This window comes from Pseudoalteromonas sp. BSi20480 (genome assembly GCF_000241365.1).
Taxonomy (GTDB): Bacteria; Pseudomonadota; Gammaproteobacteria; order Enterobacterales; family Alteromonadaceae; genus Pseudoalteromonas; species Pseudoalteromonas marina.
In genome coordinates this window covers 1-21,617 of record NZ_BADX01000178.1, presented here as the reverse complement: position 1 = coordinate 21,617, position 21,617 = coordinate 1, and the positions used below count along the sequence as shown (strand labels likewise).

Annotated in this window: 16 protein-coding genes and 1 pseudogene; 12 read left to right on the top strand and 5 right to left on the bottom strand. The window is 39.6% G+C overall.

All coding sequences use genetic code 11. The features are described from left to right. Nucleotides 1–53 precede the first annotated feature (53 nt). Nucleotides 54–764 carry a sulfate transporter CysZ gene (gene cysZ, locus P20480_RS00470; protein ID WP_006794514.1) on the bottom strand — a complete coding sequence of 237 codons (711 nt, stop codon included), beginning with the start codon at nt 762–764 and terminating at the stop codon, nt 54–56. 263 nt (nt 765–1,027) lie between these two features. Here cysZ and P20480_RS00475 point away from each other — a divergent pair, with 263 nt between their 5' ends. The 5 genes and pseudogenes from P20480_RS00475 (at nt 1,028) to speB (ending at nt 8,182) form a co-directional block, all read left to right on the top strand. Beyond that, nucleotides 1,028–1,489 (top strand): GNAT family N-acetyltransferase, encoded by a 462-nt coding sequence (locus tag P20480_RS00475; protein ID WP_006794515.1) that lies wholly within the window; start codon nt 1,028–1,030, stop codon nt 1,487–1,489. Between the two features lie 206 nt (nt 1,490–1,695). Next, entirely contained in the window at nt 1,696–3,936 is a 2,241-nt protein-coding gene (locus P20480_RS00480; protein ID WP_008133119.1) for a sensor domain-containing phosphodiesterase, read from the top strand. A gap of 200 nt (nt 3,937–4,136) precedes the next feature. Then, the gene (locus P20480_RS00485) at nt 4,137–5,006 is read left to right on the top strand and encodes an MYG1 family protein (RefSeq protein WP_008133117.1); all 870 of its coding nucleotides are present in this window, start codon (nt 4,137–4,139) and stop codon (nt 5,004–5,006) included. A gap of 328 nt (nt 5,007–5,334) precedes the next feature. Then, nucleotides 5,335–7,249, top strand: a pseudogene (speA, locus tag P20480_RS18905) (biosynthetic arginine decarboxylase). 3 nt (nt 7,250–7,252) lie between these two features. Continuing rightward, nucleotides 7,253–8,182: an agmatinase gene (gene speB / locus P20480_RS00490; protein ID WP_008133110.1), complete on the top strand. Its 930-nt coding sequence runs from the start codon at nt 7,253–7,255 to the stop codon at nt 8,180–8,182. A gap of 43 nt (nt 8,183–8,225) precedes the next feature. Here the strand turns inward: speB and P20480_RS00495 are convergent, their stop codons facing one another. From P20480_RS00495 to P20480_RS00505, 3 genes are read right to left on the bottom strand one after another with little or no spacing between them, the layout of a single operon-like run. Then, nucleotides 8,226–8,624: a DoxX-like family protein gene (locus P20480_RS00495; RefSeq protein WP_008133108.1), complete on the bottom strand. Its 399-nt coding sequence runs from the start codon at nt 8,622–8,624 to the stop codon at nt 8,226–8,228. Next, a complete protein-coding gene (locus P20480_RS00500; RefSeq protein WP_008133105.1) occupies nt 8,611–9,633 on the bottom strand; it encodes a M48 family metallopeptidase in 1,023 nt (340 codons plus the stop codon). Before P20480_RS00500 ends, P20480_RS00495 begins: the two co-directional genes overlap by 14 nt. Before the next feature lie 9 nt (nt 9,634–9,642). Beyond that, entirely contained in the window at nt 9,643–10,752 is a 1,110-nt protein-coding gene (locus tag P20480_RS00505; RefSeq protein ID WP_008133104.1) for a YjgN family protein, read from the bottom strand. A 167-nt stretch (nt 10,753–10,919) separates the two neighbouring features. On the opposite strand from P20480_RS00505, the gene P20480_RS00510 reads away from it, so the two are divergent. The 7 genes from P20480_RS00510 (at nt 10,920) to msrB (ending at nt 19,611) form a co-directional block, all read left to right on the top strand. Further along, entirely contained in the window at nt 10,920–11,651 is a 732-nt protein-coding gene (locus tag P20480_RS00510; protein WP_008133103.1) for an RNA methyltransferase, read from the top strand. Nucleotides 11,652–11,718: 67 nt separating this feature from the next. Continuing rightward, nucleotides 11,719–15,123 (top strand): chromosome segregation SMC family protein, encoded by a 3,405-nt coding sequence (locus P20480_RS00515; RefSeq protein WP_008133102.1) that lies wholly within the window; start codon nt 11,719–11,721, stop codon nt 15,121–15,123. Between the two features lie 74 nt (nt 15,124–15,197). Further along, nucleotides 15,198–15,965, top strand: coding sequence for a cell division protein ZipA (gene zipA / locus P20480_RS00520; protein ID WP_008133101.1), 768 nt, complete (start codon nt 15,198–15,200; stop codon nt 15,963–15,965). 77 nt (nt 15,966–16,042) lie between these two features. After that, nucleotides 16,043–18,061: an NAD-dependent DNA ligase LigA gene (gene ligA, locus P20480_RS00525; protein ID WP_008133100.1), complete on the top strand. Its 2,019-nt coding sequence runs from the start codon at nt 16,043–16,045 to the stop codon at nt 18,059–18,061. 10 nt (nt 18,062–18,071) lie between these two features. After that, nucleotides 18,072–18,593 carry a DUF2919 domain-containing protein gene (locus tag P20480_RS00530; RefSeq protein WP_008133099.1) on the top strand — a complete coding sequence of 174 codons (522 nt, stop codon included), beginning with the start codon at nt 18,072–18,074 and terminating at the stop codon, nt 18,591–18,593. Further along, on the top strand, nt 18,593–19,039 hold the full coding sequence (locus P20480_RS00535; protein ID WP_008133098.1) for a hypothetical protein: 447 nt from the start codon (nt 18,593–18,595) through the stop codon (nt 19,037–19,039). Before P20480_RS00530 ends, P20480_RS00535 begins: the two co-directional genes overlap by 1 nt. Before the next feature lie 131 nt (nt 19,040–19,170). Further along, nucleotides 19,171–19,611: a peptide-methionine (R)-S-oxide reductase MsrB gene (gene msrB, locus P20480_RS00540; RefSeq protein WP_006794529.1), complete on the top strand. Its 441-nt coding sequence runs from the start codon at nt 19,171–19,173 to the stop codon at nt 19,609–19,611. Here the strand turns inward: msrB and P20480_RS00545 are convergent. After that, complete coding sequence (locus P20480_RS00545; RefSeq protein ID WP_033025935.1) at nt 19,608–21,245, bottom strand: response regulator; 1,638 nt, start codon at nt 21,243–21,245, stop codon at nt 19,608–19,610. The genes msrB and P20480_RS00545 overlap by 4 nt on opposite strands. Nucleotides 21,246–21,617: the final 372 nt, after the last annotated feature.

The window sequence follows — 21,617 nt, the reverse complement described above, 5'->3', positions numbered from 1 at the left end:
TAGGCCCATTTTTATATACACACTGTTACTAAAGTAATAACTTCATTTAAGAGTTAGCTTCGATATTTTGGTCTGTAATTATCTACCCACAAACGCGTAGCACCGCATACGGCAACAGGCATAACAATTAGGTTAACAAATGGAATAGCTGTTAATAGCATAACAGCAAAACCAAACCCATAAGAAAGCCCTTGTTTAGACTTTAAGTCGTTTTTCATCTCTTTAAAACTAATTTTATGGTTATCAAACGCATAATCTTTATACTGCACCGCATACATCCAGCAAGTAAATAATACCCACAGAATTTGCCCTATTACCGGTAATACCCACAGTAATATAAAAAAGCCAATAGCACGTGGTAAGTAATAGCATAGCTTGGTCCACTCACGGGCAAGCATACGTGGTATATCTTTTATTAAGTCAGCAAAGCCATCATCGTTAATTTTTTGACCCGTTAGGTACAATTCTACTTTTTCGCTTAAAAGTGCATTAAATGGAGCGGCAATAAAGTTTGTAATCACGGTAAACACCATACTATAACTAAATAGCACGACTAATACTGCAATTGGCCACATTAACCATTCTAACCAGCTTAACCATTCGGGAAGCATATTGTTGATATAATTAAAACCGTCACTCAGCCACCCAAATAAGAAAAATAATGAACTACCGAATAATAAAATATTAATCAAAAGCGGGATGAGCACAAAGCGCTTTAATCCTTTTTGGCTTATTAATTTAAACCCTGAAAAAAAATATTCCATACCTTGTATGATCTGCACAACAACCTCAATCAATGTTTACAACTAAAGTTAGTATAAATAGCTTAATAATTTTGAACAGCTATTTTGCGTAACAAAGTGTTTAAAGCAAGGTATACGCATTTTTTATCAGTTCCTTATTTTAAAGTACTGAGTCTGAATCATTTAAAGCTGTAATTGTGTTAAAACACCATGCAGAGGTTGTTCATTTGTTACAATTCGGTATAGTTTCACAACATATAATTAATATAAATTTGAGATACTCAATGCAGTTAGTTGATTTAAAACCGAATGACCAGGATGTGATTAATGTTTTTGCTGATATCGACCGACTTATAAACTCTTTATACCCTGTAGCTACCGCGCAATCACTTACCTTAAGCGAACTAGATAAACCTAACGTTTATGCCATTGGGTTAAAAAATGATGACGGGATTGTTGCTTGTGGGGCAATTGTAATGCAATCAGGGGAACCATCTTACGCAGAAGTAAGACGCCTTTATGTAAACCCTAGTTACCGTGGGAAAGGGTTATCTCGCAGAGTTATGCAAATTCTTTTGCACTACGCAGGCGAAGAAGAAATACCATTGATTAGATTGGAAACCGGCCCTAAACAAATAGAATCGATTAAACTATATGAAAATTTAGGGTTTAAACGTTGTGGTTGTTTTGGTTCTTATCAAGATAACCCGCAAAGTGTGTTTATGGAGCTTGGCTTAAGCCAATAACAAGCAGATTTTAAAACACCTATATTTTATAGGCTAACGCTATGCTGTTTATTATTGTATAAAAAACAGCAATTAGCAGTAAAAGTCGTTTATTTAAAGCTATACTTTATGTTACCTAAGCGAATAATTTTATTCGGTACAGAATACGTACTGTTTTTAAAAAACATCTGTAAGCTAAAAACAATAATGAAAGTGTGTGGTGTCAAATGGAAACAGTTAGATTAAATAAGTTGTTATCCCATCAGCAAGATATTTTATCTAAAATAGCGCTTGGGCTCCCGTTTGAGGATGTCCTTGACGAGATATGCTTATCGATAGAAGAACTTATTGATGAAAAATCTGCTAAATGTTCTATTTTGTCACTAAACAAAGGGCAATTGCTGCACTGTGCCGCGCCTAACATTGAGGATGGTTATTGTCAGGCAATCAATGGGGTTCATATAGGTCCAAATGTTGGCTCGTGCGGTACTGCTGCGTATTCAGGTGAGCGCGTTATTGTTGAAGACATAGCTAATTCATCGTTGTGGGCTGATTTTAAAGACGTCGCTTTACAGTTTGGATTGCAGTCGTGTTGGTCTACCCCTGTTATTTCAACTAAATCTAGTATTTTAGGTACGTTTGCCATTTACCACGATAAGCCCAAAAAGCCTTCACCTTTCGAACTTGAATTAATCGACTATTTTGTAAATTTCACAAGTATTGCACTTGAAAAAAATGCAGAGTACATAAAAGCTAACCAGCTCATTACTGATTTAGAAAAAAGTAATGAAAAATTTGCTGCTTTTACAAAGGTTATGCCCGATTTAACACTTATTATTAGTGAAGAGGGTGAGTATATGGATATTTATGGCACCACCGACGCGCTTTTATACAAATCACAATCTGACTTAATAAATAAAAAAATTAATGATGTAATGCCTGCTGAAGATGCCACATCAATAATGGCGGTAATAAATAAAACATTGCTCACAAATGATGTTCAAGTTTTTGAATATGAATTAGATATCGACGGCAAAATAATGGTTTTTGAAGGTCGTACATCACCCATTAAAGATTACCAGTCAGATAACCCATCTCAGCGTTATATTGTTTGGGTTGCACGCGATATAACAACAAGAAAAAAAGCAGAGCTAGAAGTAGAAAGGCTTGCCTTTTATGACCCATTAACAGGTTTGCCAAATAGACGAATGCTGAATGACAAATTATCAGCCTATGTTGAGAATATAAAGCAAAGCGATGTGACCGGTGCGTTATTATTTCTAGATTTAGATAACTTTAAACGAATAAACGACTCAGTAGGCCATAGCGCGGGTGATGAAGTTCTAGTAGAGCTTTCAAAACGATTTAATGGTGTTGTTGGTGAAAAAGATACATTAGCGCGTGTTGGTGGCGATGAGTTTATTATATTGCTTGAATATGTTGGTGATAATACCGAAAGTGCAATTTTAGAGTCTGAAAAAATAGCAAAAATAATACAAAGTGTTTTTTATGATAAATTTGAAGTGGGCCGCTTAGCCTTTCAGGTCAGTTGTAGCATTGGTATTTGTTTAATAGATAAAAGCAACCATTTAACCGATAACATTCTTAAATTTGCTGATACGGCTATGTACCGTTCTAAAATGAAAAACGGCAATAGCTGCAGCTTTTATGATCCCGAGTTACAAGCATTGCTTGAAAATCAGGCCGAACTTGAAACCGATATTGTAAGAGCCATTGCACACGATGAGTTTAGTGCGTATTTTCAGCCGCAAATAAATGCAAATGGTAAAATTACGGGTGCTGAGGCTTTAATTAGATGGCATCACCCAAGTAAGGGGCTGATTGCGCCTAATGACTTTATTCCAATCGCTGAGCAAAATGGGGTTATTCAAAAGCTCCAAAACACCGTTCTGCGTGATATTTGTATTCTAATAAATGAGCTTAATAGCAAGCAGCTGATTGATGATTCATTTAAAGTGTCTATCAACATCAGTCAAGTCCAGTTCAATTCAACGACGTTAAAAACGGAATTATTAAATGTTGTTAATGATTATAATGTTAATCCATCGAATATTAAGTTAGAGATCACAGAGTCTATGCTTAGCGGCGATATAGCCAGCGTAATATCGCAAATTGATGAGTTAAAGCAGCAAGGTTTTATTTTTTCAATAGATGACTTTGGTACAGGCTATTCGTGTTTAACGCATTTGAGCTCGTTTTCGGTGAATGAATTAAAAGTAGATAAAAGCTTTATAGATAAAATATTAGATAAAGGCACAGGGTTTAGTATTGTGCAAACCATTATTAATTTAGGTAAAAGCCTTAACTTAACAGTTGTTGCTGAAGGTGTTGAAACCGAAGAACAATTTACCGTACTTAAAACAATGAGCGTTGACATGATTCAAGGCTATTTAATTGCTAAACCTATGAACTTCGATGATTATTTACGCTGGCATCAGTCTTATTAAAATGTAGACACCTTCAATTTTAAATTAACATGCTTTGGTAATTTGGCTGGAGTCTGTCGTAGTATCAAAACGACTAACAAGAACCCTGTTCTTGTTAGTTACATTCGTATAAAATTCACTATTTAATGTCCTTTAGTTTTCACAATTAACGCAATACAGAGCGAGACTTACTTATCCTTTCTAATCAAGACGCCAGTTCAGTGACCGATTTAACAGTAGTTACTCATAACGGTAATTTTCATGCCGATGATGTATTTAGCATCGCGGTGCTTAAACATGTCTATCCTTCGTTTAATTTAGTACGTACACGTGATAAAGCGCTTATGGACAGTGCTGATATAGTGATTGATGTAGGTGGGCAATACGATCCAGATGCTGGACGTTTTGATCATCACCAACGTGGTGGCGCTGGGGAGCGTGAAAATGGAATACCGTACTCGTCATTTGGATTGGTGTGGCAAAAGTATGGTTTAGCACTGTGTGACAATAATCAAGCAGTTGCAGACAGAGTTGATGCAGGATTAGTTTCAACCATTGATGCAATTGATTGTGGTCATGTTGAGGGTGTTCAGCAGGGTATAAGTTTAAGTCAAACAATTTCAATGTATAACCCAACGTGGGAAGAGAGCCCAGAGTTTGATAAGTGCTTTGATGAAGCTGTCGAGTTTGCTTCTCGTATGCTGACTCGATTTATAGCGTCAGCAAGTGGCAGTGTCAATGCAAAAGCAATTGTCGCTAAAGCGATAGAAAGCGCGGAAGATCCTCGCGTTATTGTGCTTGAAAAGTACACGCCATGGAAAAAAACAGTCCATATTTTGTCAAGCGAAGCGTTGTACATGGTTTACCCTTCGCATTCAAGCCAATGGATACTTCAAACAGTCCCTGTCGAGCCCGGCTCGTTTGAAGATAGAAAGTCGCTTCCTAAAGCATGGGCTGGTTTATCTGATGAAGATTTCCAAGCACAAACGGGATTAGACGACGCTGTTTTTTGTCACAATGGGCTATTTATTGCTGGCACTAAATCATTTGAGAGCACAATGAAGCTTGCCGAAGTGGCGTTAGCTGAATAAATGATTTAGCTTCAATAGTTAATTAGCCTGATTCTGAAATCAAATCTCTAAAGCAGACTTCAGGCTAAGTAATTAATTTGCTCCTACGCAGTTGTTTAAACCACACCTAACATTACCCCTCAATATATAAGTGTGTTACCAATCTGAGCTTTTCTTAAAGCTAGGCCCAATAAAATAAGGTTTTGTTGGTCATGCTCTTTACTATTTATTTTTAATATTAAAAATCACTCGTTACGAGTAAAAATACTTGTTGGACTTAAAGGTCTATTTTTCTTTTAATGCGCGCAATTAGCCGAACCGGCATTCATTAAATAAAAGAGAAAGATAAATGAAAGAGACAACATCACTAGAACAAGCTCGCACGAGTTACAATGTTCGTCATTGGAGCCAAGGTTTTTTTGGTATTAATGATCAAGGTGATGTGTATGTTGCCCCAAAGGCTCACGCCCCAGAGCAAACTATTGCACTGACAGATATTGCAAAACAACTTCAAGAAAAAGGCTTAAGCTTACCGGCTTTAGTGCGCTTTCCACAAATTTTACATCATCGTGTGCACAGTTTATGTGGCGCATTTAATACCGCGATTGAAAACTATGGTTACCCAAAAGACTACTTATTAGTTTACCCAATTAAAGTAAACCAACAACGTGAAGTGGTTGAAGAAATAGTAGCAAGCCAAGCCGAATTAGAAAAAAAACAATTAGGACTTGAGGCGGGCAGCAAACCAGAGCTATTAACTGTTTTGGCAATGGCAGAAAAAACCAGTGCAGTAATTGTATGTAATGGCTACAAAGATAAAGAATATGTGCGCTTAGCACTGATTGGCGAAAAGCTAGGCCACAAAGTATACATAGTGCTTGAAAAGCTCTCTGAGCTCGACATGGTACTTAGCCAAGCAAAAGCGCTAAATGTTAAACCGCGTATTGGTATTCGCGTTCGTTTAGCATCGCAGGGCAAAGGTAAGTGGCAAGCAAGTGGCGGTGAAAAATCTAAATTTGGTTTATCAGCGTCGCAAGTTTTACATGTAGTAAACCGTTTAAAAGAGGCAGGCCAACTTGATTTAATGCAACTTGTGCATTTTCACTTAGGCTCGCAAATGGCAAACATTCGTGATGTGCGTTTAGGTGTGAGCGAAGCCGCGCGTTTTTACTGTGAGCTACGCAAATTAGGTGCAAGCATTGAGTGCTTAGATGTAGGGGGCGGTTTAGCTATTGATTACGACGGTACACGCAGCCAATCGCATAACTCAATGAATTACAGCTTAGCTGAGTATGCAAATAACATTGTGTACACCATAGGTGATACGTGTAAGCAGTACGCGCAGCCCATGCCGACGATTATTTCTGAGTCGGGGCGTGCACTAACAGCGCATCATGCGGTGCTTATATCTAATGTTATAGGCACAGAAAGCTACGTACCAGAGGAGCTAAAAGCGCCTGCTGGCGATGCACCGCTTTTATTAAATAATATGTGGGCATCGTTTGTGCAGTTAACCGATTTAACAGATGACCGCGCACTGATTGAAATTTATCACGACAGCCAAGGGGATTTAGCAGAGGCACATAACCAGTTTGCACTTGGGCTTTTAGATTTAACGCAGCGTGCGTGGGCAGAGCAAGTTAACTTACGTATTTGTTATGAGCTTAACAAACACATGGATAACAAAAACCGTTTACTATCGTCCAATTATTGATGAGTTAAATGCGCGTTTAGCCGATAAGTTTTTTGTAAACTTTTCGCTTTTTCAATCATTGCCTGATGCGTGGGGGATTGATCAAGTGTTTCCGGTATTGCCATTAAGTGGCTTAACCGAAGCACCAAAAAAACGTGCTGTATTACTTGATATAACCTGTGATTCAGACGGTGCACTTGAGCACTATGTTGATGGTCAAGGCATTGAAAGCACTTTACCGGTGCCTGAGTACAGTGCAGATAAGCCTTACTTAATGGGCTTTTTCTTAGTGGGTGCGTACCAAGAAATTTTAGGTGATATGCACAATTTATTTGGCGATACGCACAGCGCTATTATCAATATGGATGAGCAAGGCGTTGCCAGTATCAGCGAAATAAATCAAGGCGATACGGTGGCCGATATGATGCGCTATGTGCATTTAGATGTTGAGAGCTTTCAGCAGTCGTACGCGCAGTTAGTGTCTGCAAAAATAGATAAAAATGAACAGCAAAGCGTTTTAGACGAGTTGCAAAACGGCCTTAATGGCTACACTTATTTAGAAGAGTTATAAGCAATGTCTAGCTTGTTTGGTCATGTTGACCACTCATTGTATTCAAACGGGATGACGTTTTTACGTCGTCCTATGGTGCAAAATATTAATGCCATTGATGCAGATGTCGTTGTACTAGGCTTACCGTTTGACTTAGCAACATCGGGCCGTCCCGGTGCTCGCTTAGGGCCCGATGCCATTCGCAGAGCGTCGGTACATTTAGCCTGGGAAGACACTAAATATCCGTGGACATTTCCTTTGTTTGAGCGTTTAACGGTTGCTGATGCGGGGGACTTTACTTATCCGGTAGGCGATCCTGAGTATTTTACGGCACAACTAGAAATGGCCGCAGAGCAAATACTTCGCCAAGGGGCAGCGCTGTTAGGCCTTGGGGGCGATCACTTTGTAACGCTTCCGCTATTGCGCGCGCATGCAAAAATACATGGCAAAATGGCACTGATTCATTTTGATGCGCACACTGATACATACAGCAATGGCTCGCGTTTTGATCACGGCACTATGTTTTATCATGCACCCATGGAAGGGCTGATTGATGTAGAGCACAGCATACAAATAGGTATTCGTACCGACTTTGACCAATCAAAGCATGAGTTTGCAGTGATTGATGCAATGCAAGCTAACGATTTGCACGCCAATGAAATAGCAGCGCAAATACGCGAGCGGGTAGGCGACTTACCCGTTTACCTAACGTTTGATATAGACTGCCTTGACCCGGCATTTGCACCAGGTACAGGCACACCGGTTTGTGGTGGTTTAACATCAGATAAAGTGCTTAAAATACTGCGCGCGCTTAAAGGTATAAATATGGTGGGAATGGATGTGGTAGAGGTATCACCGTCGTATGACCAAAGTGAGCTTACCGCTATTGCCGCAGCAACAATTGCGAGCGAGTTATTGCATTTGTGGACACATAAAAATAAGTACTCACTCTAAAGTGCCCCAATAATAAAAGAGGATGTAAATCCTCTTTTATTATTTAGAGGTATCGATTACTCAAGAGTTTTATTTCTTTCAGCCATATAAAGCTCAAGGCAATAAGCGGTAAGTTGGTAGTAACTGGATTAAATGCTTCTATTAACAAATTTGGCTGCATGACCGCAACGGCCCCTAACAGGCCGCATAATAAGAAAATATTTAACCAAACTAGCTGTTTATTTTTATAAAATATAATAAGTAACAGCCCAAAAATAACCTCAGCAATACCGGCACCACGCGTAATCAAATCAGACACTTGTGCAGAATAGCCAGCACTGCCAGTCATTAACTTTTCAAGAGGGGCAACGTGATAAATCTTTGGAAAAAAGCCATGATACATCCAACTCAACCCCACAATATAGCGTGCAATTTGTAGATAACCGCGGTTATTTCCTAGCATTATCTATTCGCTCCTGTGAGCTGGGGTGGCTTGATAAGTATTCGAGTAAGTTATTTACCTTTTTAAGGTGTTCGTTTTCAGTGGTATGCGCACTTTGCAAAGCTTCAATTGCATCGGCGAAATCGTTGCTTGAATAGCCTAAGTTTTCTAGTTGTGTTAATGCATAACTGTCGGCTTCTCGTTCCATATCTCGCGAAAAGCCTTGTTGGGCAAACGAGGCACCAGTCCCCAAGGCAACCTCAGCTATTCCCTCTAAATCACCGAATATAACGGCAAGTACAATCGTACTTGCTGCCGATTGTGCTGTTATGCGAACACTATGCTGGTGTACGACATGGCCAATTTCGTGAAGTAACACTGCTTTTAGTGCATTGGGCTTATCGGCCAGTAAATTAGCTAATTCATCTGTGACCACAATTCGGCCATGAGGGAGTGCAAACGCATTAGCACCAAAGCTTTGGGATTTATAAAACGAAAGCCTGTACACCGACTTTTCAAGTGCAAGCTCATCAAGCATAGTCTTAAAGTGTCGCTGAACTCTGGCTTGTTGTTCGTCAGGTAACTCTGTTGGGTCGAGTGCTAATTTTTTAATTACAGCAAAACTTTGCTCACCCATTTGTTCAACAACGCTATGCGGTAGAGTATCAACACTGTAAACAGCAATTGCGGGCACAACTTTGTATAGCATTAACCACATAAAAAGAGGTGTAACTACAATTGCTGCAATAATAGCCCACTTATTTTTTTCAAGCCGCTCTAGTGAGTGATGATTTTTAGCGTTAAATGGCCACCTAAAATCTACATCAAGCGGAATAAAGCGACCACCATCGTCAAAGCTTAGTTCGTCGGCAAGACCTGCAATCGCCGAACTTAAATTAAGTTCGTTAATTGCATAGCGGACAGGTTCGTCGTTACCGTGATTAATTTCAACGTGTGAGCCGCTAATTTTAGCGACACACAGCTGATAATTACTCGAAGCGTTTGGAAAATAATGTCCCTGAACGTTCATAATAAACTCTTATGTTAACGACAAATCAATATCAAATACGTTAGCCGCTTCCTCAGCAAAGGATGATTGCTGCTCTTGCGTTGTATCTATTAAGTTTAATGCGCCAGGGTATATATCAACGGTTGTAGCCTCGGCAAGCATTTTTGATGTACGAATTTGTGTCCAGGGGTAAGCAAGCCCTAATGAAAACACAATAGCTAACATGTTGGTTAAAAGTAAAATGGCGTAAGGAATAGGTTTAAGCTCAGATTTAAACGATGCTACATCTTCAAATTGGCTATTATTAAAAATATGATTTCTAATTGCCGCTTTCCATACCGCGGTTACTATGGCAATCATCACGACGTAAGCAATCATTAACCCACCAAACATAACCCCCATTTTTGCAGGGTCTTGAGCTGCTTGTTGGTTTTCTACATTGAGTAAATCAAGTCCAAATAGTCCTAAAATAGCCATAAATATTACCATGGTGATAGAGCTCACCACAAAGCAAATAAGGGCTGTTAGGTAATAAGTTTCACCTTTAAGCTTTACGCTTAATGGCTTATTGCCATAGCTAATATTACTATGAATGTAAGTATCTATGCGCTTTAAAACATAAGGCATTAATAAATAAAGTGTAAATACACTGGCAATCGGTAATAGAATAAAGTTAATGAAGGCTTCGCCGTAATCTCCTTTAAACGAAAAACGCACATTACGATGACGGGTCATACGCATATTAAAACGTAAGCCTTGGTTAATAATCCACGGCATTAAAAAAATAAAAGCGATGGCAAATAAGAAGCCTATGAGTGGAAGAAAGCTGACAGCAAAGGTGTAAATTAAAAATACAATGACCGCTAAAATACGGCCTTTTAAAATTTGCATTGGAGTAGCTAAGTAGTCAAAGCTGTGGCCATCTATACGAGTATGCCCATAAAAATAGCGCATTGTACGCACTTTTGCCCAGGCAGAATAAATGCCCAATGTTAGTACGCTTAGTAAGATATTAACTATCCAAATACCAAAAAACTCACCGCCTTTGCCACTAAATTGTACTTTAGAGCTAGATAGCGGGGTAAGTGGATTCGCGCTCGATTCGTTTGATTGTGAAGGGGTTGGGTGTGTTGATTCCATTAAAAGCCATTCCATGTTGTTTTTTTGTTAATTTACCGATTTTAAGTGCAAAACTCAATATTTATCCCTGCAATCGGACTTTTAATCTCTAAGGTGAGTTCAAACTAGTTGATACATTTTTTATAATGAACTCTGTTATACTGGGCGGATAATTTTATGGGGCTGTTATGATTTCAAAAAACCAACTCAAACTTATTCGCCAACTTGGCCAAAAAAAGTACCGAAAGCAATATAATCAATACCTTGTACAAGGCGAAAAAAACGTACTTGAGTTGCTTAATAGTTCACTAAACGCAGTTGATGTATTTGCAACTTCGGCATTTATAAATGCTCATCAAAGCTGTTTTCCAAGCACCCATATCATTGAAGCTGATGAGGACGTTCTTACTAAAGCGAGCACGCTTGTAAGTAATAATGCCGCTATTGCAATTGTTGATATGCCAAAAGCCGACTTACCCACAATAAAAGGGTTAATATTGGCCCTTGATGGCGTGTCTGATCCTGGCAATTTAGGCACAATAATAAGAGTGGCAGACTGGTATGGTATTAAACACATTGTAACCAGCACAGACAGTGCAGATGCCTATAACCCAAAAACAATTAGCGCCACAATGGGGTCATTTGTAAGAGTTTCAGTTAGTCAGGTCGATTTGCCTGCTTACCTACAAACACTCAGGTTACCAATTTACGGTGCGTTTTTAGATGGCCAAAGCGTACACAAAACACAGTTTAATGGCGAAGGTGTATTGTTAATGGGGAGCGAATCTCATGGCATACGACAAGCCTGTGCGGGTTTAGTAACCGATAAAATAACAATTCCTGCATTTGGTGAGGCCGAGTCGCTCAATGTTGCTATGGCTACTGGGATTATTTTAGATAATTTTAAACGTCAAGCTTAACAAACGTGTGTTCTTTGAGTTAAATTGCCCATGAATAACAACAATAATAAATTGGTAAAACAACAAGATGCGCTTAAGCACTATTAAATTAGCGGGCTTCAAATCGTTTGTAGAGCCCACTAAAATACCGTTTCCAGATCAAATGACCTGCGTTGTTGGGCCAAACGGCTGCGGTAAATCTAATGTGATTGATGCGGTAAGATGGGTGCTTGGAGAAAGCTCAGCTAAAAACTTGCGTGGCGATGCCATGACAGATGTTATTTTTAACGGCTCAACTAATCGAAAAGCCATTTCGCAAGCCTCTGTAGAGCTGATTTTTGATAACTCGCTAGGCGAGCAAGAATTAAAAAGCACCTTTGCCGATAGAAACCAAATAGCGATTAAGCGTTTAGTAACACGTGATGGCCAATCGTTGTACTTTTTAAATGGCAGCAAATGCCGCAAGCGTGACATAACTGATATATTTTTAGGCACTGGGCTTGGTCCTCGCAGTTATGCGATTATTGAGCAAGGGATGATATCGCGCTTAATTGAAAGTAAACCTCATGAACTTCGCGTGTTTTTAGAAGAAGCTGCGGGCGTATCTAAATACAAAGAGCGTCGCCGCGAAACGCAAACACGGATTAAAAGTACCCGAGAAAATTTAGAACGTTTATTAGATGTTCGTAAAGAGTTACAAAGCCAGCTCGATAAATTGGCTGTTCAGTCACTTGATGCTAAAAAATACCGTGAACTTAAAGCAACAGAGCGCACATTAAAAGGTCAAGTAGCTGTATTAAAATGGCAAAAACTGCATCAACAACAAGTAGACAAAAGCGAGCAAATTAAAAAGCTTAATGAGCAAATAAGCTTTTTTAAAACGGCTCACTCAGGGCTCGATGATGTGCTTGCAACACTTGAAGGAGAGGTACAAGCTCAGCAAGATAAATTAAGTGATGCGCAGCACCAGCAACATATTACTCATACCGAGTTAACTCGAGCCGAACAGCAAAAAATTAGTGTTAAACAACAAATACAGTCACTTAAACAAAGCTTAATAAAATTACAACAACGCCAAACAGATAGCCTTGAGCAAAAAGCGCAACAGCAGCATATATGCGAAGAACTTGATGAAGCACTGCAAGAGGCAATAGAAAGCAGTTTAATGTGCGAAGAGCAAGTGAGTGAATTGTCATTTGAGCTTGAGGGGTTACAGGGTACTAAGCAGCGAAGTTATTCGAATTGGCAAACACTCAACGAACAACAGCAACACCTTACCACTCAGGTGCAGTCGCAAAGTAGTGAAATAAAGCACACGCAACAGCAAATAAATCATGTTAATGAGCAACTTAGCCAATTAAATTTACAGCTTGATGAACTAAAAAATAATAATGTAGAACAGCAGCTGGCCGAGCAAAAACAGCAGCGCCAAGCACTCACTGAGGCGCTTGCAAAAAACCAAAGCGCGCTTGCGCAATGTGAAGTTAAATTGACTCAGCAAAATAGGCTGGTTGATGAAACTCAAGACAATCATAAAACACTGACACAGAAAGAAAATGAACTAAACGCCCGTATTGCTGGGCTTAAAAGTGCATTGGGGTTAGATGAAGAGGTCACTAACTCAACTGGGGTTTTAAGTCAGCTCATAGTGCAAGATGGTTTTGAGCCACTAATAGAGCAAGCACTTAAGTCGCTCACGCATTTAAGTGTAACAGAGCAGCAATCAACTAATAGTATATGGCCAAGCAGTCAGCCTTCACTTAAGGCAAGCTTGGCAGATTATATTACCGCTGGCGTTTACCCTGACTTACTCACGCGAATTGGCTATAGCGAACACGCCGATTTAACTATGCTACATGATGACTATTACATTGCGATAATGGATAAAAAAGGCGAATTGCATGGTCGTAATTGGCACGTAAACGCAGACAGTAACACCGACAATTCATTGCTAATAAAGCATAAGCAACTTCACGCGCACACCCATGAGATCACAGATGTTAAAAGTCAGCTTGAACAGGTCAAAAGTGAGCTTGAACAATACACTATAATACAAGCAGAGCTTAATACCGAACAAAAAGCACTCAAAGACGTTATTCATCAGCTTGCTCAACAAATTGCTATTTCAAGTACCCGAAGCGATATGCTCACAGAGCAAGTTACTCAACATCAACATCAGCTATCAAAAATAAAAACACAAGAGCAAGCGATAAGTGCGTCACTGGTGCAACTCAATAAGCAGCTTGATGAACAAACCGAGCAATATGAACTATTTGTTGAGCAGCAATTAAATTTAACAGATGAAACTGAGATTGCGAATGATGAGCGCATGCTCAGCGATAAAAATTATAGCCAAGCACTCAGCGCATTGGAGCAATACAAAACGCAGGCTCATCAGGCAAGCTTAAGTCAGCAAAAAGCACGTAGTGAATGGCAGTTAAGTCAAACAAAACTGAGCCATGCAGCGCAAGCCTATGAAGAGGCAAAACAAGGAGCTGAAGATTTAGTTTTGGAAATAGAGGCGTTACTTATTCCAGAAGAAACACTTAGTGAATCAATCTCAACCTTACTAGAAAAGCATCAGCAAGGCGAACAACGATTAACGCAATTGCAAAACGATTTATCACAAGCCAAAGACGCCTTACATACAAAGCAAGCTAGCCTTAAAAATTCGCAAGGTGAGCTGCAAGGGCTTCAAGAACAACATCAAAAATTAACACTTGAAGAGCAGAGCTTATTAATAAAGGCACAAGCTGCACTTGAGCCATTAGAAGAGCTTAAACAAAGCTTAAAAGCCGTACTTGAAACATTACCTGACGACTTAACCCTAAATGCAGCGCAAAACCAATTAACAGGTATTACGAATCAGCTAGATAAGCTGGGTGCGGTTAACTTAGCAGCTATAGAAGAGTTTGATGTTGCAAAACAGCGCAGTGAGTATTTAGATAATCAGTTAGAGGATTTAACTAAAGCGTTAAATACCCTTGAAGGGGCTATTCGGAAAATAGATACCGAGACAAAAACACGCTTTAAAGCCACGTTTGATCAAGTTAATGAAGACTTTGCACAGCTGTTTCCTAAAGTTTTTGGTGGAGGGAGTGCGTATTTGGAATTAACCAGTGACGATTTACTTGAAAGTGGTGTTAGTATAATGGCACGGCCGCCAGGTAAGAAAAATTCAACTATTCACTTGTTAAGTGGTGGAGAAAAAGCGCTGACGGCATTATCATTAGTGTTTTCTATATTCAGGCTAAATCCAGCCCCGTTTTGTATGCTGGATGAAGTTGACGCACCATTAGATGACGCAAACGTTGTTCGCTTTTGCCGTTTGGTGGAAGAAATGTCACAATCAGTGCAATTTATTTATATAAGTCATAACAAAATTGCAATGGAGATGGCGGGGCGTTTAACCGGTGTGACTATGGCAGAGCCGGGTGTATCTCGAATGGTTGCAGTAGATATTGAACAAGCGGTGCAACTTGCACACGCATAAATTTTTATAACACGTGTATTAGTTTTTAATTACTATACAGGTTTTAGGCATAACAAATAATAAAAGGTGAGGGGATGGCCGAACAATTAAGATGGGTTTTAATCATTATCAGTGTGATTGTCATTGGTGGCTTATTAGTCCATGGTTTATGGTCTGTAAGAAAAAAAGAGAGCCCAGATACGTCCGTTAATGAACGGGTTGAACCACTCCAAGAAAGCCAAACAGCTTCCTCTCATTCATATAGTCAAAAAGCTGAGCCAAAAGAGCCGGTAATTAGTGAGCGTGACGAACCACAGCTAGGTGAACTTAACTTTGATGCTAATGAGCCTCAAATTGAGCCCAGCGCGTCAGAGGTTCCTATTGAAGATGACCTGAGTGTTGTTGACGATTTAGAGTCGGTTGAGCAAACTAATGAACAACCAAAAGAGCCAGTACCCGATTTTGTTATTGTACATATACAAATGCCAGAAGGGTTAACTATGCAAGGCAGTAAGTTATTACCTGCTGTGAATACGCTTGGTTTTAAATATTCTGAAGAAGGCTTTTTTAATCGTCATTTAGACCCTGCAGGCCAAGGGCCTGTGTTGTTTAGATTAGTTAATATGTACAACCCAGGTACTTTCGATATAGACAATATGGAACAGTTTAGCACCGCAGGTGTTAGCTTATTTATGACCTTGCCGTGTGACGGTGACGGACTAGCAGCCTTTAATATGTTGCACAGTGCGGCTAAAAAAATAGCCGACGAATTTGGTGCGCACATATTAGACGCAGAACGCGAAGAAATGAGTGTTGAGCGTGTAAGGCAATATGTTGAGCAGGTTCGTGCTTTTTCAGCGTAACAATTTGTAATATATAATTTTTATAAGCCACTGGGCGATATCGTCAAAGTGGCTTTTTTATGTTTTTTGAGGTTTAAATGTCTAGCAGCATTAGTGAGCAAATTAATCATCTTCGTACCCTATTAGAGCAGCACAATTATAATTATTATGTGCTTGATACCCCAAGCATTCCCGATGCTGAATACGATAGGCTATTACGCGAACTCAGTGCGCTTGAAACACAAAACCCTGAATTTTTATCTGCTGACTCACCGACTCAAAAAGTAGGTGGTGCAGCGCTTAGTAAATTTGAGCAAGTTGCTCATCAAGTGCCAATGCTATCGCTTGATAATGCGTTTAGCGAAGATGAATTTACGGGCTTTAATCGCCGAATTAAAGAGCGCTTAATGAGCACCGATGAGCTAACTTTTTGCTGTGAGCCAAAACTTGATGGGTTAGCGGTATCTATTATTTATCGTGATGGAGTGTTGGTACAAGCTGCAACACGGGGTGATGGCTTTACAGGTGAGAATATTACTCAAAATGTAAAAACAATTCGTAACGTTCCCCTTAAGTTGCGTGGTGACTACCCCAAAGAGCTTGAAGTGCGCGGTGAAGTATTTATGGACAGCGCTGGGTTTGAAAAGCTAAACAATGAAGCGCAAAAGCGTGGCGAAAAAGTATTTGTAAATCCACGTAATGCGGCGGCAGGTAGCCTACGCCAGCTAGACTCTAAAATTACCGCAAAACGCCCACTGATGTTTTATGCATACAGTACTGGTTTGGTTGCTGATGGCTCAATCCCTGAGGATCACTTTCAGCAATTAGAAAAGCTAACTGATTGGGGCTTACCCCTTTGTCCAGAAACAAAGCTGGTGGAAGGGCCACAAGCTGCACTTGATTATTATGATGATATTTTAACGCGTCGCAGTGAGCTTAAATATGAAATTGACGGCGTAGTAATAAAAGTTAATAAAAAAGCCCTACAAGAGCGTTTAGGCTTTGTAGCGCGGGCACCTCGTTGGGCTATTGCCTATAAATTTCCGGCGCAAGAGGAAGTCACTCAACTCCTTGATGTAGAATTTCAAGTTGGTCGTACAGGTGCAATTACGCCTGTTGCTCGTTTAGAACCTGTGTTTGTAGGCGGTGTAACGGTGTCTAATGCAACGCTTCACAATGGTGATGAAATTGCTCGGTTAGGCGTGAAAGTCGGCGATACAGTGATTATACGCCGTGCTGGTGATGTGATTCCGCAGATAACACAAGTTGTGCTTGAACGCAGGCCCACAGATGCAAGAGACATTGTGTTTCCATCAGCTTGCCCTATTTGTGACTCCCATGTAGAAAAAGTAGAAGGGGAAGCTGTAGCCCGTTGTACTGGTGGCCTAGTATGCCCCGCTCAGCGCAAGCAAGCTATAAAGCACTTTGCCTCGCGTAAGGCACTAGATATAGATGGTCTTGGCGATAAAATTGTTGATCAATTAGTGGACCGTGAGCTTATAAAAACTCCGGCTGATTTATTTATATTAAAGCAAGGTCACTTTGAATCACTTGAGCGCATGGGGCCTAAATCGGCTAAAAACTTAGTTACTGCTTTAAATGAAGCAAAAGCTACTACGCTTGCTAAATTTTTATATTCACTGGGTATTCGAGAAGCCGGTGAGGCTACGGCACAAAATTTAGCGAATCACTTTTTAACGCTAGAGAATATTATTAGTGCTAGTGTTGAAAGCCTCACACAAGTAAGCGATGTAGGCGATATTGTAGCATCGCATGTACGAGGTTTTTTTGATGAAGAGCACAATTTAGCGGTGGTCAATGCGCTTATCGAGCAAGGTGTTCATTGGCCTGCGCTAAGCGCACCGTCAGAGGATGAGCAACCGTTAGCGGGGCTTACTTATGTACTTACAGGTACCCTCAATACGCTTAACCGCAATGATGCTAAAGCGCGCTTACAACAGCTAGGTGCAAAGGTGTCAGGTAGTGTATCTGCTAAAACTGATGCTTTAGTAGCGGGTGAAAAAGCCGGTTCTAAACTCACAAAGGCTCAAGATTTGGGGATAGACGTGCTTACAGAGGATGATTTAATCGAGCTCCTTAAAAAGCATAACGGCTAGGAAAATAGTAATGAGCCAATACGGACCTCAATACTGGGATAAATACGGGAGTTATCGCACCCCTGTTGCGTTTCACTTAAGTGTAGTGGTGTTGCTGCGTGCTTATTTTATTTGGGTTATTGCCGCACTGAGCCGACGACCAGAGCTTGACTTAATGTCGTTATTTTTTAGATCTAAAAGCGACTTTTTTATTGCTATTGCCATTGGCAGTATTGCGATATTACCTACGTTGTTATTTTGCTTGCGCCGCCCTCGCGATTCACATAAAGCCACTGACAGATTAGCGAGTATTTGGCGGTATATGCGCTGGCCATTAATTGTATGCGCGCTAATAGATTTAACGTGGCTAATAGTACAAGCGGCACATAGCCATTACCGGTTTTCACTTTTTTTAGCGGTCCAAATGGTTATTGTTTTTTGGGTGCTTTGGTATTTAGTTAAAAGTCGTTATTTAACCGTGTTTTTTAAAGATTGGCCTGAGCCAACAGAAAAAGCATCAGATGACAAAAAAGATCTTAAAAAGGATTCATAGTGGACTCAGTAAACAAAAAAATAGCATTAATCATTACACTCACCGGTTTTGTGCTTATTGGTTTAATGTTTGCTTTTGAGTTATTTGAAGTTATGTGGTTTAAAGTGTTGATAGGAGTTTGGGTGTTTGTATTTTGTTCAAGCATGTATAGGCTTACACCACTATTTAAAGCGCGAAACCGTTTAGAGCACTTTGTTCAACGCGATGCGCAGCATTTACTAGTGTTTAGCCTAATGGGCTTTTTTGATAAAAAACATGGTCCAAATTGGTTGGTTATACAAAGTATTGAGCGCGTAGTGAGTAAAGATGACGAGCTAATTATTTGTAGCAATAATGACCGGCAACTAAGTGTTAGCTTACCCGTTAAAAAAGCGGAATTAGAGGCGTTTATGCAGCGTATTTTTACTACTGCAGAAAAGCAAACTATTACCTTTGAACAAGCTTGATCGCGGCGTCATTCATCCACGTAACAATAAAAAGATTTAGCCATATAACCTGACCTTTGTTTGATATAAATTAATTATCTAGAGGCCAGATTATACACCCTATTCGTAATACAGGTTTTCATGAGGTTACTATGTTGAAATGGAAAGATGTGATTAACTTTGCCAATAATGGCAACCCTGCACCCAGTAAAAAAGTCATTAAAACCGATGAACAATGGCGTGAACAATTATCAGAAAACGAATACTACGTAACTCGTATGAAAGGGACAGAGCGTCCTGATATGTCTGGCAGTTGTACATTACTAGAGCCCGGTAAATATGTGTGTGTTTGTTGCGATAATTTATTGTTTGATGCTGACGAAAAATTTGAAAGCGGAACAGGATGGCCTTCATTCACTCAGCCAGCAACGATAGAAGCAATTGGCTATGTACGCGACGTCAGCCATGGCATGGAGCGTGTAGAGGTTGTATGCAACGTGTGTGATGCGCATTTAGGGCATATATTTCCAGATGGCCCACTACCAACGGGCCTTCGATACTGCGTTAATGGTGCAGCAATGAAAAAGCTTTAGTTTTTGAGGTTTAGCTTCATCTCTTTTGCTTGATTCATAATTTTATCTAAGCGCTGCGCTTGATCTGCTGGCAGGTCAGATTTGTCCAATAAGGCGTAGCATTTTTTAGCAAGTCCTATATTCAATGAGCTGCCACTTTGCTTGGTCGAATCAAACAAGCATTGTAATAAATTAAGTGCAATGCTTTGATTGCGTGGCATAACTCTAAACGCATGCGTAAATGCTTCAAGTGCTGTGTTTAATTGCCCTTTGTTAAATTGGGTTACCGCATGGTTATTAAGTTCTTTTGGCCCCATTTTAATGTCACGTCGTTCGCTTTGTTGTTGCTGTATATAGCGTAAGTAGGTGGGTTCGCTGGTATTTGGGTGTCTTTCACAATGATTAATTATTTGCGAAAATAACATTTGCGCCTTTTGATGAAACCCTAGCTCATGAAAGGCTTTTGCTTTATCAAGTGCACCATCTACTGAGCGTATTATAGAGTCGTCATCTTCTAATTGTTCAATGAGCTTTTTAGCTTTTTGATGCTCATCTTTTAAATAATGAAGCCGCGCATTAAGCACATCAATTTGCGATTGATTCGTACTGTTAGGAAATTGGGTTTTTAAATCGTTTATATACTTATTTGTCTGCCTTGAAATTCGCTGCACTTGATCGGTTTGATCCGTTGTTAACGCAAAATCGATTCCTGCTCGAGCCGCATTTAAGTATATGTCGGGATGATCGTAAATAGAGTGCTTAGCAAAGTTTGCTATATCTTTTTGTGTGAGGTAGTTTTTTTCGTAGTCGTGATTAATTAACGAGACTGTACTTAACGATTTTTGACGCGATATATTACGTGGTGCAATTGTGGCAGCTTGACTCAAAAAATCTTGTGCCAATTCAAATTGATTGAGTTTTATTTCTAACCGGCCTAGTAAGTCTAATGCAACAAGGCGGGTTTCTTGACGTTCTAACATGGTTTTTAACATGCGCTGCGCCAAAATGTGCTCATTGTTAGCTATAAGCGCTTCAACTAGCCCCACCTTTGCCCAGGCAAACTTTTGAATGTCGAGCACGGATTTAAAAAAATCTTTGGCCTCTTGAGCCCGCTTTAACCGAAGAAGAGCGTCACCTTTCAGGCGAAGTAAGATAGGGCTGTAATTATTGTCTTTTCTTTCAAGTGCGGCATCAATATATTTTACTGCTTTTGAATCATTGCCATCATCAATAAGCGTGTATACGGTTTGAAGATCGTGTTTGCGCTTTAAAATACGTTCAATTCGGGTCTTGAGTTCTTGCCCTGTAAAAGGTTTAACTAAAAAATCATCCGGTTGAAGTTCAAGTACACTGTGTACTAATGAGCCACTTGTTTCAGCTGAAATAAAGATAAAGCCAGTGGAGTTTTTTATAAGTTTTTTTACTCTTAGCTCTTCGTACAATTGGTAACCGTCTTGGTGTTTGTTTAAATTAAACGAACAAACAATTAAATCAAACGATTCACTTAAACATTGCTCTTTGGCTGAATTTGCATGATCGGCAAAACTCAACTGCCGAAAGCCGAGCCTTTCTAACGATTGTTTCATATAGCTTTGAGCAAGCGGTTGCTCTTCGACTATTAGTATTTTGGCTTTTGAAAATATCTTAGTTGGCATTGGCTTAAGCGTTATCACTTTTAACACAGACTATAATCAACAGTTTAGCTGCTTACAAGAGAATTTAAATGCTAGCTGTATTTATTAGGTAATTAGGTTTAACTAATACGTTTATGTGGTCATAAAGTGTCATTTTTATCCAGTGCTGTAATAACGGGTTATGTACGTATTTGAATAGGTATTGAATAAGAATAACTTAGAGCAGGGTATTAATGATCTATTTATATTTGGTGGGTTTTACTGGACTTGAGCCAGTGATCTTCGTCATTACTTGTAAAGAAAGGGGATGCTCCTTTTTATAATAAATCTAATTATCCAAATAGGAATTTAATAAAAACAGGAAAGGAATTAAAAATAGATATGAGGAAGTAG